Source organism: Kineococcus haloalkalitolerans (genome assembly GCF_050871905.1).
Classification (GTDB): domain Bacteria; phylum Actinomycetota; class Actinomycetes; order Actinomycetales; family Kineococcaceae; genus Kineococcus.
Map to the genome: position 1 here is coordinate 38206 of NZ_JBJLSH010000035.1, position 13869 is coordinate 52074.

Genomic DNA, 13869 nt, shown 5'->3' on the forward strand with positions numbered 1-13869 from the left:
TGTTTCGGCGCCCGGCGGGTCGACCGCTGCCGCACCGAGGCGGTAGAACGTTTCAAGCGAGTCCGCGAGGTCGCGGACGGGAGGGACCCCACGACGATGACGTCCGACCGCACGCCCCACCACCGCCTCACCGGCCCCCCGCTGACCCGCCGCCGACTGGTCGGCGCCGGCGGCCTGGGCGCGCTGACGCTGCTCGCGGCCGGCTGCGGCGGCGGCTCCTCCGGTGGGGGCGACGGCGCGCTGCGCTTCTCCTGGTGGGGCAACGCCGACCGGGCCGCCGACACGCAGGCGGCGATCGACGCGTTCGAGGCCGCGAACCCCGGAACGACGGTCAGCGGCGAGTGGGCCGACTTCACCGGCTACTTCGACCGCCTGGCCACGAACGTCGCCGCGAACGACGCCCCCGACGTCATGACGCTGGGCGGCGCCTACCCGCGCGAGTACGGCGACCGCGGCGCGCTGCTGGACCTGTCGGAGGTCTCGGACCTGCTGCCGCTGGACGGCATCGACGCGGCGGCCCTGTCGAACGGGGAGTTCTCCGGCGTGCAGTACGGCGTGCCGACGGGCGTGAACACCTACTGCGCGGTCGTGAACCCCGCCCTGTTCGAGGCCGCCGGCGTCGCGCTGCCCGACGACGCGACGTGGACGTGGGAGGACTTCGAGGCCCTGGCCGGCGAGCTGTCCGCGGCCTCGCCCGAGGGCGTGGTCGGCGCCGTGGACCCGACCACCGCGGACGCGCTGGACCTGTTCTCCCGCCAGCGCGGGGAGGGCCTCTACACCCCCGACGGCGGCCTGGCGATCTCCGCGGCGACGCTGGAGGAGTGGTGGACGCGGACGCTGCGGATGTCGCAGGCCGGTGCCACGCCCCCCGCGACGATCACGACGGAGCTGCTGGGGGACGCCGCGCCGGAGCAGACGCTGATGGGCCGCGGGCAGGCGGCGATCACCCTGGGCTGGAGCAACACGCTGCCGGCCCTGCGCGCCGCGGCCGGCGAACCCCTGCAGCTGCTGCGCGCGCCCGGGGAGTCCACAGGGCAGCCGGGCATGTGGCTGCAGGCCTCGCAGCTGTACGCGATCAGCTCCCGCACCCGGAACAGGGAGGCCGCCGCCAGGCTGGTGGACTTCCTCGTCAACTCCCCCGAGGCGGGGCGGATCATCGGGGCGGACCGCGGGATCCCGACGAACGCGGAGGTCCTGGCGGCGATCGCGCCGGACCTGGACGAGGACCAGCGGGCTCAGGCGGACTTCATCGCCCGCGTCACCCCGCTGGTGGGCGACGCCCTCGTCATCGGTCCGGTCGGCTCCACCGAGACCCGCGGGGTCGTCGAGCGCCTCAACGCCGACGTGCTGTTCGAGCGGACCACCCCCGCCGACGCCGCGCAGGCGTTCCTGGGCCAGGTCGGGGCGGCGATCGGCGCGTGAGCGCCACGCCTCCCGGAACCCCCCCGCGCCTCGACCGGCGCGCCCTCGTGGCCGCGCACGACGTCGTCGTGCGCGGTGTCCTGCCCGCGAGCCCGCTGTCGGTGGGCAACGGGCGGTTCGCGACCACCGTCGACGTCACGGGCCTGCACACGTTCCCGCAGCTGCACCCGCTGCCCGACGCCGGCGGCGGGCCGCTCGGCTCGATGCTGGGGACGCTGGCCGAGTGGGCCTGGCACAGCGACCCGGACCCGGCGGGTCACCGCACCGCCGACGTCGAGCGGGTCGTGGACACCCCGCACGGCCCAGCCGTCTACGTGGACATGACCCGCGGCGCGGACGGGCGCAGCGCGGCGGGGCTGAGCGCGGCGGAGGCGCACCTGCGCGCGAACCCGCACCGGTTCGACCTGTTCCGCGCCGGGCTGACCGTCGACGGCCGGCCCGCGCGGCCGCACGAGCTGCGCGACGCCGAGCAGCGGCTGGACCTGTGGTCGGGGACGCTGGTCAGCCGCGTGGACCTGGCCGGTCGCCGCCTCGAGGTGACGACGGCCGCGCACCCGCACGCCGACGCGCTGGCGGTGCGCGTGCGCGGGGACCTGACCGGGATCGGGGTGCGGGTCACGTTCGGCGCGGCGTCGCCGTCGTGGAACCTCTCGCGCGACGACGGGCGTCCCGGCGCGCACCGCACCGAGGTGCGCGCCACCGCCACCGGCGCGCTGGTGCACCGCGCGCTGGACGCCACGCGCTACCGCCTCGGCGTGCGCACGGACGGCGGGGTGCGCCCCGCGGGCGCGCACGGGGTGGACGTGGCACCGGCCGGTGCCGGGGTCCTCGACCTGGTGCTGCTCGCCGCGCCGGGCGCGGAGGGGGAGCTCGACGTCCCCCGCGCCGGGCAGGTGCTGGCCGCCTCCGCGCTCTGGTGGGAGGAGTTCTGGGCGCGCGGCGCCGCCGTCGACGTCACCGCCAGCCGCGACCCGCGCGCCGGGGAGCTGCAGCGGCGGATCGTGCTGTCGCAGTTCCTCACGGCCGTGCACAGCGCGGGGACCCTGCCGCCCGCGGAGACGGGGCTGCTGGTCAACAGCTGGCGCGGGCGCAGCCACCTGGAGATGCACCCCTGGCACGCCGCGCACTTCCCGCTGTGGGGCCGCGCGGACCTGCTGGAGCGCAGCCTGCCCTGGTACGAGCGGGTGCTGCCGCGGGCGCGGCGCACCGCCCACCGGCAGGGGCTGCCGGGCGCGCGCTGGCCCAAGCAGGTCACCCCCGACGGGGAGGAGACGCCCAGCGACATCGGCCCGTTCCTGCTGTGGCAGCAGCCCCACCTCGTGCAGTTCGCGGAGCTGGTGCGCCGCAGCGCCGCCGGCACCGACCGGGAGGCGCAGGTGCTGCGCCGGTGGGCGCCGCTGGTCGCCGAGACCGCCCGGTTCGCCGCCGCCCTGCCCGTGCCCGGCGCCGACGGGCGCCTGCACCTGCCGCCGCCGCTGGTGCCCGCGCAGGAGTCGTGGGCGGACGTGCGCGAGCGCGCCGCGGACCCGTCGTTCGAGCTGGCGCAGTGGCGCTGGTGCCTGCGCACGGCCGCGGAGCTCCTCCGGCGGGCGGGCGAGCGGCCGGACCCCTCGTGGGAGCGGGTCGCGGCGCGGATCGCCGCCCCGGTGGTGCGCGACGGCGTGCTGGCGGCCCTGGACCTCGACGAGCCGACCCGCCGCACCGACCACCCCTCCATGCTCGGCGCGCTGGGCGTCGTCCCGGACACGGGCCTGGTGGACCCGGCCGTCGTGCGGGCGAGCCTGCACGACGTCCTCGCCGACTGGGACTGGGCCAGCGCGTGGGGCTGGGACTTCCCGGCCACCGCGATGACCGCCGCGCGCGTGGGCGAACCCCAGCTGGCCGTGGACGTGCTGCTGGCCCCGCACGCGAAGAACCACCACCTGCCCAGCGGGCACGACCACCAGACGCCCGTGCTGCCGGCGTACCTGCCCGGCAACGGCGGGCTGCTGGCCGCGGTGGCGCTGATGGCCGGCGGCTGGGACGGCGACGGCGGCCGGCCCGCGCCGGGGTTCCCCGCCGACGGCTCGTGGGACGTGCGCGCCGAGGGGCTCGTGCGCTCGCCGTGAGCGGTGGTGGGATCGGCGGGTGACGCGACACCGCCTGGACCCCCTGCCGCACCTGGTGACGGACGTCTTCGACCCCTCCCGCCCGCCCGTGCTGACGGTGCGCCCGGGCGACGAGGTCGAGGTCCGCGCCCTGGACTCCGGCGGTTTCCTGGAACGGCTGCCCGCCGGCGGCGGCGACGCGCCGCGGATGTTCGCCTCCCGCCGCGGGCACTGCCTGGCGGGTCCCGTCGCGGTGGAGGGCGCCCGCCCGGGCGACGTCCTCGCCGTCCACGTGCGCTCGGTGCGCACCGCCGGCTGGGGCTGGACGGTCGCGGGGACGCCGACGCCGCTGAACGAGCGCCTGGGCGCGACCGACCCCGTGCGGGTGCTGTGGGAGGTCGACGACGCGGCGGGCACGGCCGTCGACGAGGACGGGTTCGAGGTGCGGACGGCGCCGTTCCTCGGCGTCCTGGGCACGACCCTGGCCGAACCCGGCGAGCACTCGACCGTCCCGCCGCGCCCCGGCACGGGCGGGAACGTCGACTGCCGCTCGCTGGTCGCGGGCAGCACGGTGTTCCTGCCCGTGGAGGTCGACGGCGCGCTGCTGTGCGTGGGCGACGGGCACGCCGCGCAGGGCGACGGGGAGGTCTGCGGCACCGCCGTGGAGTGCGGGACGACGTCCGTGCTGGGCCTGGACCTCGTCGCCGACCCCGTCCTGCCCGGGGTGCACGCCGTGACGCCGCACGAGCGGCTGACCTTCGGGTTCGACGCCGACCTGGGTGCCGCGACCGACGCGGCCCTCGGCGCGATGCTCACCTGGCTGTCGGCCCTGCACGACCTGCCGCGCACCCGCGCGCTGGCGCTGGCCAGCGCGTGCGTGGACCTGCGCGTCACCCAGGTGGCGAACCGGACGTGGGGCGTGCACGCGGCCCTGCCGCACGACGCCCTCAGGCGCCGCCGGTGACGACCGCGACCGTCTCCTCGTCCAGCAGCCCGGCGCGCAGCAGGTCCTCCCACACCGCGTCCGGCACCGGTTCCCCGAGGAGGGAGGCGTTGCGCCGCACCTCCTCCGCGGTGCGCACGCCCAGCAGCACCGAGGCCACCGACGGCGCCGCGAGCGCGAAGCGGACGGCGAGCGCCGGCAGCGTCATCCCGTGCCGCTCGGCGACGTCGGCGAGGCCGTGGACGCGGGCCAGCAGGTCGGCGCCCGCGGGGGCGTAGCGGTACGTGGCGCCCGGCGCGGGGCGGTCCGTGGCCAGGACGCCGGAGGCGAACACCCCGCCGAGCAGCACGGAGGTGCCGGTGCGCGCGGCGGCGGGGAACAGGTGGTCCAGGGCCGAGCGGTCCAGCAGGTTCCAGCACCCGGCGACGAGGACGACGTCGAGGTCGAACTCCTCGACGAAACCGGTGAGGGGGACGGCGTCGTTCATGCCGGCGCCGACGGCGCGCACGAGGCCCTCCTCGCGCATCCGCACGACCTCCGGCAGGGCGCCGGCGCGGGCCTCGTCGAGGTGCTCGTCGGGGTCGTGGACGAGCAGCACGTCGACGGCGTCGACGCCGAGTCGCTCCAGCGACTCCTCCAGCGACCGGCGCACCCCGGCGGCGGAGAAGTCGAAGGCGAGCCGGTGGGTGTCGGGGACGACGAACCCGTGGTCGCGGTCGCCGCTCCGGCCCCGCTCGGAGTCCGCGGGGACGACGAGGCGGCCGACCTTGGTGGACAGCGTGAACTCCCCGCGCGGGCGCCCGCGCAGCGCCTGCCCGACGCGGCGCTCGGACAGCCCGACGCCGTAGTGGGGGGCGGTGTCGAACAGGCGCACCCCGGCGTCCCACGCGGCGTCGAGCGCGGCGCGCGCGGCCTCGTCGGGGACCTCGGACAGGTGGTTGCCCAGCGGGGCGCCCCCGAAGCCGAGCGCGGTGACGCGCACCCCGGACGAGCCGAGTTCCGCTGCGGGTCCGGTCGTGAGCACGTCAGGAGACCTCCGGTGCGGGCGCCGCGGGGCGCAGGGAGTGGGAGCCGCCGTCGACGGCGAGGACGGCGCCGGTGGTGGCGCCGGAGCGGGGGTCGGCGAGGTGCACGACCGCGTGGGCGACCTCCTCGGCGGTGACCAGCCGGCCCGTGGGCTGGCGCGCCTCCAGCCGCGCGCGCTCGGCGGCGGGGTCGTCGGCGGCCGCCAGCAGCCGCTGCACCCACGGGGTGTCGGCCGTGCCGGGGTTCACGCAGTTCACACGGATCCCGTCGGCCAGGTGGTCGGCGGCCATCGCCAGCGTGAGGGCCTGCACGGCGCCCTTGGTGGCCGAGTACAGGGCGCGGGCGGGCAGGCCGGTCCAGGCGGCGATCGAGCCGGTGTTGACGATCGCCGCGCACGCCGAGGACCGCAGGTGCGGCAGGGCGGCGCGGGTGGTGCGCACGATCCCCAGGACGTTGACGTCGAAGACGCGGTGCCACTGCTCGTCGTCGCCGTCGGCGACGGTGCCGACCGCACCGGTGCCGGCGTTGTTGACGAGGACGTCGAGGCCGCCGAGGGCCGCGGCGGCGCGCTCGACGGCGGCGCGCACGGCGGCGTCGTCGGTCAGGTCCGCCTCGCAGGCCAGCGCCCCGGCGGGCGCGCCGGTCGTGTCGCGGTCCAGGACGGCGACCGCGGAACCCTCGGCGAGGAACCTGGCGGCGGTGGCGGCGCCGATGCCGGAGGCGCCGCCGGTCACCAGGACGCGGCAGCCCGCCAGCGTCGCCGGCCTCGCCGGCGTGCTCACGCCGCGCCCAGCGGGTTGCGGGTGCGGCCCAGCCCGGTGACCTCGCACTCGACGACGGACCCGGCGCGCAGGTACGGCTTCGGGTCCGGCCGGCCCAGCGCCACCCCGGCGGGGGTGCCGGTGTTGACGACGTCGCCGGGCTGCAGGACGGTGAACCGGCTGAGGTAGCGCACCAGCTCCCCGACGCCGAACACCATGTCGCGGGTCGTGCCGTCCTGGCGCAGCTCGCCGTCGACCCAGGTGCGCAGGCGCAGGTCCTGCGGGTCGCCGACCTCGTCGGCGGTGACGAACCACGGGCCCAGGGGGTTGAACGTCTCGCAGTTCTTGCCCTTGTCCCAGGTGCCGCCGCGCTCGAGCTGGAACTCCCGCTCGGACACGTCGTGGGAGACGACGTACCCGGCCACGTGCGCCAGGCCCTCCTCGGCGGACTCCAGGTAGCGGGCGGTGCGGCCGATGACGACGCCCAGCTCGACCTCGTAGTCGGTCTTCTCGCTGCCGCGCGGGACGAGGACGGTGTCGTGCGGGCCGACGACGGTGGCGGGCAGCTTGAGGAACACGACGGGTTCGGCGGGCAGCTCGGCGCCGGTCTCGGCGGCGTGGTCGCGGTAGTTCAAGCCGATGCAGAACACCGCGCCGGGCCGCGGCACGGGCGCGCCGAGGCGCCGGCCGGTGAGGTCCACGGCGGCCGCGCCGGGGACGGCGCCGGCGGCGCGCGCCAGGTCCTCGGCCGTCCACGGCCGGTCGGCCGACAGGACGTCCGAGAGGTCGACGGCCCGGCCGTCGTCGAGGAGGGCCGCGGCGCGCTCCGCACCGGCAGGTCCGTGGCGCACGAGCTTCACCGCTGCTCCAGACTCCGTCGTCGTCCCGCGGTGATCGTCCACCGTGAGCGTTCACGGAGCCTGGCACCGCCCTCGACGGGGTGTCAACGCGAGCCCCGGCAGCGGGCCCCGAGACCCTCCGGGTCCCCGAGGTCCCGGGCTCCCGGGTTCCCGCGGGGGCGGCGACGCGGGAGGATCGCGCCGTGGACCTCACGGCGTTCGTGGACGAGCTGCCCAAGTGCGACCTGGACGTGCGCCTGGACGCCGAGCACGGGGAGGACGCGGACCCGCCCGCCCGGCTGACCGCGTACCTGCGCGCGGCGGCGGAGCAGGACGTCCTGCACGCGGAGGTGTCGTTCGACCCTCGCGCGGCGGGCGGTGTCCCGCTCGGCGACCTGCTGCGCGGCCTGCGCGCCGCGGCGGACGAGGTGGAGCGCGAGCGGGGCACGACCTGCGGGCTGGTGGTGCGCCTGGACGCCTCGGCGCCGGAGCCGCTGGAGGACGTCCTGGCCCGCCGCGACCTCCTGGTCGGCGTCGAGCTCGACGGCGACCTCGACGGGCAGCTCGCCGCCGAGCTCGCCGCGCGGGTGCGGGGGGCGGGACTGGGCCTGGCGGTGCGCTGCGGCCCCGCCGACCGGGACGGCGACGGCGACGGGGCCCGGAGGGTGCGGCGCGCGCTGGGGGACCTGGGCGCCGACCGCCTGTCCGACGCCGGCGACCTGGCCGGTGACCCGCGGCTGCTGGAGCTCGTGCGGCAGCGCGGTGCGGGCCTGACGTGCCGCCCGGACCCGGACGTCGTCGCGCGGCTGCTGCGCGCGGGGGTGCGGGTGGCCGTCGCCGGCTCACCCTCCGGCCCGACCGCGGCCCTGCGGGAGGTGGTGGCCGGTGCGGACCTGGCGCCCGACGAGGTGGTGCAGCTGCAGCGCCACGCCGTCGCGCTGGCGTGGACGAGCGCGGGCGAGCGCGAGGCGCACCACGGGGAGCTGGACGCCTACGAGAGCCTGGCCGCTCCCCCGCTGTGAGGCGCCGCTACGGTCGCCGTGTGCCCCAGGTGCCCCAGGTGCCCCTCCCGTGGCGGACCGTCCCCTACGGCTCGGACTCCCCCCGCCAGCTGCTGGACCTGCACGTGCCCGACGGGCCCGGCCCGCACCCGGTGGTGGTGGCCGTGCACGGCGGTGCCTTCCGCGCCGGGGACCGCACGGGCGAGCTGGACGCCCTGCCGGCCCTGCTGGCGCACGGGTACGCCGTCGCCGCGGTGGGCTACCGCCTGTCCGGCGAGGCGGTCTTCCCGGCGGCCGTGCAGGACGTGAAGCGGGCCGTCGCGCACCTGCGCCACCACGCCGGCGAGCTGGACCTGGACGCGGAGCGGTTCGCCGCGTGGGGCCGCTCGGCGGGCGCCTACCTGGCGGTGATGGCGGGCGCGACGGGCGGGCGGCGCACCCCCTTCGACACGGTCGGCGCGGACTCCTCGGTGGCGGCCGTGGTCGGCTGGTACGGGCCCTCGGACTTCTCCCTCATGGACGCCCAGCTGGCCGCCGCTCCCCCGCGCGACGGCACGCCCGTGATGGACCACGGCGGTGCGGACTCGCCGGAGTCGCGGTTCCTCGGCGCCCCGCTGGCGGAGGTGCCCGGCCTGGTGCAGAGCGCGAACCCGGTGCCGTGGCTGCGGGCGGCGCCGGTGCTGCCGGCGTTCTGGCTGGCCGCGGGGTCCGAGGACCCGCTGGTGCCGCACCAGCAGACGGTGCTCGTCGTGGAGGAGCTGGTGCGCCGGCGCGCGGACGTGACGTTCCGGCTGCTGCCGGGCGTCGGGCACGCGGGCCCGGAGTTCGAGCGGCGCCTGACCGCCCCGGTGCTCGCCTGGCTGGACGAGGTCCTGCGCCGCTGAGGCGCGGCGCCGGGCCGCGGGGGTCAGCCGCGGCCGGCGGAGTCGAAGAAGTCGCCGCCGCCGGGCGGGTCGAAGAACTGCTCCAGCACCTGCAGGACGGTGCGGGCGAAGCCCTCCTCGGCGCGCCACGGCGCCTCGCCGGACAGCAGGCCGCCGTCGGCCAGCCGCTGCACGACGGCCCGCACCTGCGGCAGCTCCTCCTCGTCGCCCGACCCGGTGAGGGTGTCGGCCAGGCCGGCCTCGTCGACGGGGTCGACGACGGCGGCCGCGAGCGCGGTCAGCGCGCCCACGACGGCCGCGGGCGACCCGGCGGCGGCCAGCTGCTCGCCCACCCACGCCACGGCCACGTCGCGGGCCACGTCCAGGTCGAGGTCCCCCTCGTCGTCGGGGTCCGCGCCCCCGTCCTCGCCCCGGCGGGCGCCCGGCACGCGCGTGCGGCCGTCCTGCACCTCCACGACGCCCCCGGACAGCCACTCCAGCCACAGCGCCGTCGCGTCGGGGCCGTCCTCGCCGACGGCCTCGCGCACGAGGTCGACGCCGCGGCCGGTGGCGACGTCGGCGGCGCCGACGTCCTCGCCGGCGGCCAGGCGGTCCAGCAGCGCCCCCACCCCGCGGGTGAACGGCAGCCGGGCCAGGGCGCGGCGCTCGGCGTCGTCCCCGGCGGCGACGGCGACGGCCTCCACGGCGTCGAGGACGGTGTGCTTGTCCCCCTCGGCGCCGGTGGCGCCGCCGGAGACCACGTCGAGGCAGGCGGCCAGCTCCTCCGGCTGCCCCTGCCACTGCCCGGACTCGCCGAGGAACATCAGGTACGTCGTCCACGCCACGCGGGTCTCGTCGACGAGGGCCTGCGGGTCCACGCCGTGCTGCTGCGCGACCTGCGGGACGAGCTCGTGCAGGAAGCCGCGCAGCTCCTCGGCCTCGAAGCGGCGGGCGGCGGCGGGCACGACGTCCTCGCCGCGCTCGAGCAGCAACCAGCCGAGGGACTCCATGAGGCGCGCCTCGATGTCCCCGACCGGCATGACCGTCTCGTCCTCCTCGAGCTCGAGGAAGGTGCGGTACGGCACCTGCAGGCCGTCGAGGGCGCGGCCGCCGGCGCGCACGGGCGACAGCTCCCCGGTGGGCCGCTGCGGGCCGCCCCGGTGACGGCGTGCGAGCTTCTTCTTCGGCACGGGGCACCTCGTGGGTCGACGGTCGGCCCACCCTACCCACCGGGGTGCCGGCGGCACCGGGGCGCGCGTCGCCGCCCCCGGTCCCCACCGCCGTCCCCACCGTCGTCCACAGCTGTGGACACAGGGTGTGGACGACTGTGGAGCTGTGTGGACAGCGCCGTCAGCGGGCAGCCGCCGCCCGGGCCGCGACCGGCGCCGCGCGCTCCAGCCGGGCGGCGCGGCGCGCGAGGACGGCGCCGATGACCAGGGCCGCCAGCAGCGGCACCGCCCCGCACACCGCCATCCCGGCGCGCACCCCGGCGTGCTCGGTGATCCAGCCGATGAGCGGGGCGCCGAACGGCGTGCCTCCGATGAAGACGAGCATGTACAGGCCCATGACCCGCCCCCGGTACTCCGGGTCCACGGACAGCTGGACGGTGGAGTTGGCCATCGCCTGGAAGGCGAGGTTGGTGACGCCCATGGCGACCAGGGCCGCGACGAACAGCTCCAGCGTCGGCGCGAACGCGGCGAGCAGCTGCGCGAGGCCGAAGGCCGCGCCGAGGGCGACGATGAGCCGCAGCCGCGTGTGGGTGCGCCCGCCGGCGATGAGCGCGCCCGCGATGGAGCCGACGGCCACGACGATGTTGAAGAAGCCGTACAGGCCGGCGTCGCCGTCGAACGTGCGGCTGGCCATGGCGGTCAGGACGACGGGGAAGTTCAGCCCGAAGGTGCCGAAGACGCCGACGAGGGCGATCGTCCACGCCACGTGCGGACGATCGCGCACGTACCGCAGCGCCGAGCGCAGCTGCCCCTTCGCGCGCGCGGCGACCGGGTGGCGCACGAGGGCGGCGGTGTTCATCGCGGCGAGCGCGAGCGTGGGCCCGAGGTAGCACAGGGCGTTGATCCCGAACGCCCAGCCGGTGCCGACCCCGGCGATGAGGACGCTGGCGACGGCGGGCCCGACGAGGCGGGTGGTCTGGAAGACGGCGGCGTTGAGGGCGACGGCGTTGCGCAGGTGGTGCGCGGGCACGACCTCGCTGACGAAGCTCTGCCGGGTGGGGTTGTCGACGGCGAAGACGAGACCGCCGACGAGCGCCAGGAGGTAGACGAGGCCCACGGTGACGGCGCCGGTGATGGTCAGCACGGCCAGCGCGAGCGCGACGGCGGCGTTGAGCAGCTGCGTGACGAGCAGGATGGTCCGCTTGGGGTACCGGTCGGCGAGCATCCCGCCGTGCATGCCGAACAGCAGGATCGGCGTGAACTGCAGCGCCATCGCGATGCCGACGGCAGCGGGGCTGCCGGTCAGCTGCAGCACGAGCCAGTCCAGGGCGATGTTCTGGATCCAGGTACCGGTGTTGGCGACGGCCTGACCACCGGCGTACAGGCGGAAGTTCGGCACGGCCAGCGCGGCGAACGTGGCGCGCGGCAGGTGCGGCCGGGGCAGGCGCGGCGGGTGGGGGCGGCGGGGTGGTCGTCCGGTGCGGGTGTCGGCGGTCGCCGAGGTCACGGTGGGGCCTCTCGTGGTTCGTCGTCTCCTCCTTCCTATCCCCCGTCCCGCCCAGGGGTTACCGTGATCGGGCGACTATCAGTCATTCCGATCCGTGATGAGGCGGTCGAGGTGGACCCGACGGCGACGTTCGACCCGGTGCAGCTGCGCTCGTTCCTGGCGCTCGCGCAGACGAACTCGTTCACGCAGGCCGCGGCCCGCACCGGCGTGCGCCAGTCCACCGTCAGCCAGCACGTGCGCAAGCTGGAGGACGCCGTCGGGCGGTTGCTGGTGCAGCGCGACACGCACTCGGTGGCGCTGACGCCGGACGGGGAGGCGATGGCGGGTTTCGCCCGCGCGATCCTCGCCAGCCACGAGCGGGCCGCCGGCTACTTCCGCGGCGAGCGCCCGCACGGGCGGCTGCGGATCGGCATGTCCGACGACCTGGCGCTGACCCGGCTGCCGCAGATCCTGCGCGACTTCCGCGCCGAGAACCCGCGCGTGGACCTGGAGCTGACGGTCGACCAGTCCGGCAGCCTGCACCGGCGGCTGGGCAACGACCGCCTGGACGTGTTCATCGGCAAGCGCCCGCGCGGCTCGGGCGAGGGGCAGCTGGTCAAGCGCGAGCGGCTGGTGTGGGTGGGCACGCCCACCACCCGCCTGGACCTGGCCCGGCCGGTGCCGCTGGCCGTCTACCCGGGCCCGAGCCTGAGCGCGTCGGCGATGCACGAGGCGCTGGACGCGGCCGGGATCGCCTACCGCACGGCGTGCGTGTGCCGCGGCGTCAACGGCCTCATCGCCGCGGTGGCCGCGGGCATCGGCGTCTCGTGCCTGGCCACGAGCCTGGTGCCGCCGCAGCTGACGCCGCTGGGCCGGCGGCACGAGCTGCCCGAGCTGGGGCAGATCGACCTGGTGCTGCTGACCAACCCCCGCACGCGCGACCGCCCCGCCTCGCGGGCGCTGGCGGCGGCGGTCCTGTCCAGCGGCCCGGCGACGCTCGCGCCCTCCTGAGCGCGGCCCCGCCCGGGGGAGCCGGGCGCGGGCGGCTCGTTAGCGTGGCCGGGTGCCGGCCCTCATCCCCTCCCCCGCGTCCCGCGAGCCGTCCCGGCGGCTGAGCCCGCTGCTGCGCATGGACCTCGTGCGCAGCGAGAAGGCCGTGCAGCACCTGACGACGTTCGTCGTCGCGGCGGTGGCGACGATCCTCGTCACCCGTGCCTTCCTCGCCCTCAGCGGCTACCCGCGCATCGGTGGCGACAGCGACCTGCACGTGGCGCACGTGCTGCCCGGCGGGCTGCTCATGCTGGCGGCGCTGGTCCTGCAGTTCGCCTACGTGGGCCGCGGCCCGCGGCCGGTGGCGGCGCTGCTGGGCGGGATCGGGTTCGGGCTGTTCATCGACGAGGTCGGCAAGTTCGTCACGGCCGACAACGACTACTTCTTCGAACCCGCCGCGGCGATCATGTACGTGGTGTTCGCCGGTCTCGTGGTGGGCGCCTACTGGTGGCGCCGGCACCGCACGCTGGAGGACGACGAGGTGGTCGCCAACGCGGCGCACGTGCTCGTCGACGGCCTGGCCGGGCGGCTGCCCGCGAGCCGGCGCGACGAGGTGCTGCGCTCGCTGGAGCGGGTGCCGGACTCCCCCGGCGCGGCGGAGCTGCGGACGCTGCTGGCGGCGGTCGAGCCGGCCCCGGCGCCCGTGCCGGCGAGGCTGGAGCACCTGTGGGCGCGCGTGGGGCGCGCCTTCGACCGCGCGGCGCACCGGCCGTGGGCGGTGCCGGCGATGGCGGTGCTCCTGCTGGTGCAGGCGACCGGGTCGACGCTGACGGTCGCGGCCCTGCAGGGCTCGAGCGGCGGTCTGGGCGTGTCCGGCTGGGGCGTGCTGGTGGGCGCCTCGGCGTCGCTGCTGTTCTCGCTGGTCGCGGTGGTGCAGGCGCGCCGGGCGGGCCGCCGCGCCGCGGTGGAGTCGCTGCAGCGGGCGGTGCTCGTGTCCCTGCTGGTGACGCAGGTGTTCCTGTTCGCGACGTCGCAGTTCGCCGCGACCGCGGGCCTGGTGGTCGACCTGGTCCTGCTGGGCCTGGTCAACGCCGACGTCGCCCGGATGCGCGCGCAGGGCGAGGACTGACGACCCGCCCGCTCCGGCTCACCGCTCCCGCCCCGCTCGTCCCGCAGCCCCGCCCCTCCCACCGTGATCTTGCAGGGAATCTCAGCAAGATCACGGCAGGACCCCGCGGTGATCACGGACGGGTGAGCGTTCACCGATCCGTGATCACCGCGG

General features: G+C 77.1%; 12 protein-coding genes. 7 read left to right on the plus strand and 5 right to left on the minus strand.

Annotation, left to right across the window (positions count from 1 at the left end):
• The first annotated feature begins 96 nt into the window (after positions 1-96).
• Genes ACRYMY_RS14065 through ACRYMY_RS14075 form a run of 3 tightly spaced genes read left to right on the plus strand, consistent with a single transcriptional unit; the run spans position 97 to position 4473 of the window.
• The gene (locus ACRYMY_RS14065) at positions 97-1422 is read left to right on the plus strand and encodes an ABC transporter substrate-binding protein (RefSeq protein WP_432547881.1); all 1326 of its coding nucleotides are present in this window, start codon (positions 97-99) and stop codon (positions 1420-1422) included.
• Positions 1419-3530 (plus strand): phosphoribosylaminoimidazolesuccinocarboxamide synthase, encoded by a 2112-nt coding sequence (locus ACRYMY_RS14070; RefSeq protein ID WP_432547882.1) that lies wholly within the window; start codon positions 1419-1421, stop codon positions 3528-3530. Before ACRYMY_RS14065 ends, ACRYMY_RS14070 begins: the two co-directional genes overlap by 4 nt.
• A gap of 19 nt (positions 3531-3549) precedes the next feature.
• A complete protein-coding gene (locus ACRYMY_RS14075; protein ID WP_432547883.1) occupies positions 3550-4473 on the plus strand; it encodes an acetamidase/formamidase family protein in 924 nt (307 codons plus the stop codon).
• On the opposite strand, the gene ACRYMY_RS14080 is transcribed toward ACRYMY_RS14075, so the two are convergent.
• The 3 genes from ACRYMY_RS14080 to ACRYMY_RS14090 are packed head-to-tail and all read right to left on the minus strand — an operon-like array spanning position 4457 to position 7099.
• Entirely contained in the window at positions 4457-5476 is a 1020-nt protein-coding gene (locus tag ACRYMY_RS14080; RefSeq protein WP_432547884.1) for an aldo/keto reductase, read from the minus strand. The genes ACRYMY_RS14075 and ACRYMY_RS14080 overlap by 17 nt on opposite strands.
• A 1-nt stretch (position 5477) precedes the next feature.
• Positions 5478-6260, minus strand: coding sequence for an SDR family NAD(P)-dependent oxidoreductase (locus tag ACRYMY_RS14085; RefSeq protein WP_432547885.1), 783 nt, complete (start codon positions 6258-6260; stop codon positions 5478-5480).
• Positions 6257-7099 (minus strand): fumarylacetoacetate hydrolase family protein, encoded by an 843-nt coding sequence (locus tag ACRYMY_RS14090; protein ID WP_432547886.1) that lies wholly within the window; start codon positions 7097-7099, stop codon positions 6257-6259. Before ACRYMY_RS14090 ends, ACRYMY_RS14085 begins: the two co-directional genes overlap by 4 nt.
• Before the next feature lie 182 nt (positions 7100-7281).
• Here ACRYMY_RS14090 and ACRYMY_RS14095 point away from each other — a divergent pair, with 182 nt between their 5' ends.
• Together ACRYMY_RS14095 and ACRYMY_RS14100 are read left to right on the plus strand one after the other, a co-directional pair.
• Entirely contained in the window at positions 7282-8100 is an 819-nt protein-coding gene (locus ACRYMY_RS14095) for a hypothetical protein (RefSeq protein WP_432547887.1), read from the plus strand.
• Between the two features lie 20 nt (positions 8101-8120).
• Complete coding sequence (locus tag ACRYMY_RS14100; RefSeq protein ID WP_432547888.1) at positions 8121-8963, plus strand: alpha/beta hydrolase fold domain-containing protein; 843 nt, start codon at positions 8121-8123, stop codon at positions 8961-8963.
• A 23-nt stretch (positions 8964-8986) separates the two neighbouring features.
• Here ACRYMY_RS14100 and ACRYMY_RS14105 read toward each other — a convergent pair whose 3' ends face one another.
• Together ACRYMY_RS14105 and ACRYMY_RS14110 are read right to left on the minus strand one after the other, a co-directional pair.
• On the minus strand, positions 8987-10132 hold the full coding sequence (locus ACRYMY_RS14105) for a hypothetical protein (protein WP_432547889.1): 1146 nt from the start codon (positions 10130-10132) through the stop codon (positions 8987-8989).
• 160 nt (positions 10133-10292) lie between these two features.
• The gene (locus tag ACRYMY_RS14110; protein ID WP_432547890.1) at positions 10293-11618 is read right to left on the minus strand and encodes an MFS transporter; all 1326 of its coding nucleotides are present in this window, start codon (positions 11616-11618) and stop codon (positions 10293-10295) included.
• Positions 11619-11729: 111 nt separating this feature from the next.
• Between ACRYMY_RS14110 and ACRYMY_RS14115 the strand changes: the two genes are divergently transcribed.
• Both ACRYMY_RS14115 and ACRYMY_RS14120 read left to right on the plus strand, forming a co-directional pair.
• The gene (locus ACRYMY_RS14115) at positions 11730-12608 is read left to right on the plus strand and encodes a LysR family transcriptional regulator (protein ID WP_432547891.1); all 879 of its coding nucleotides are present in this window, start codon (positions 11730-11732) and stop codon (positions 12606-12608) included.
• A 52-nt stretch (positions 12609-12660) separates the two neighbouring features.
• Positions 12661-13716, plus strand: coding sequence for a hypothetical protein (locus tag ACRYMY_RS14120; RefSeq protein ID WP_432547892.1), 1056 nt, complete (start codon positions 12661-12663; stop codon positions 13714-13716).
• Positions 13717-13869 lie beyond the last annotated feature (153 nt).

What these genes read in the sequence shown, in the direction of transcription:
- ACRYMY_RS14065 (WP_432547881.1), top strand. Translation starts at nt 97, where the DNA reads ATGACGTCCGACCGCACGCCCCACCACCGCCTCACCGGCCCCCCGCTG.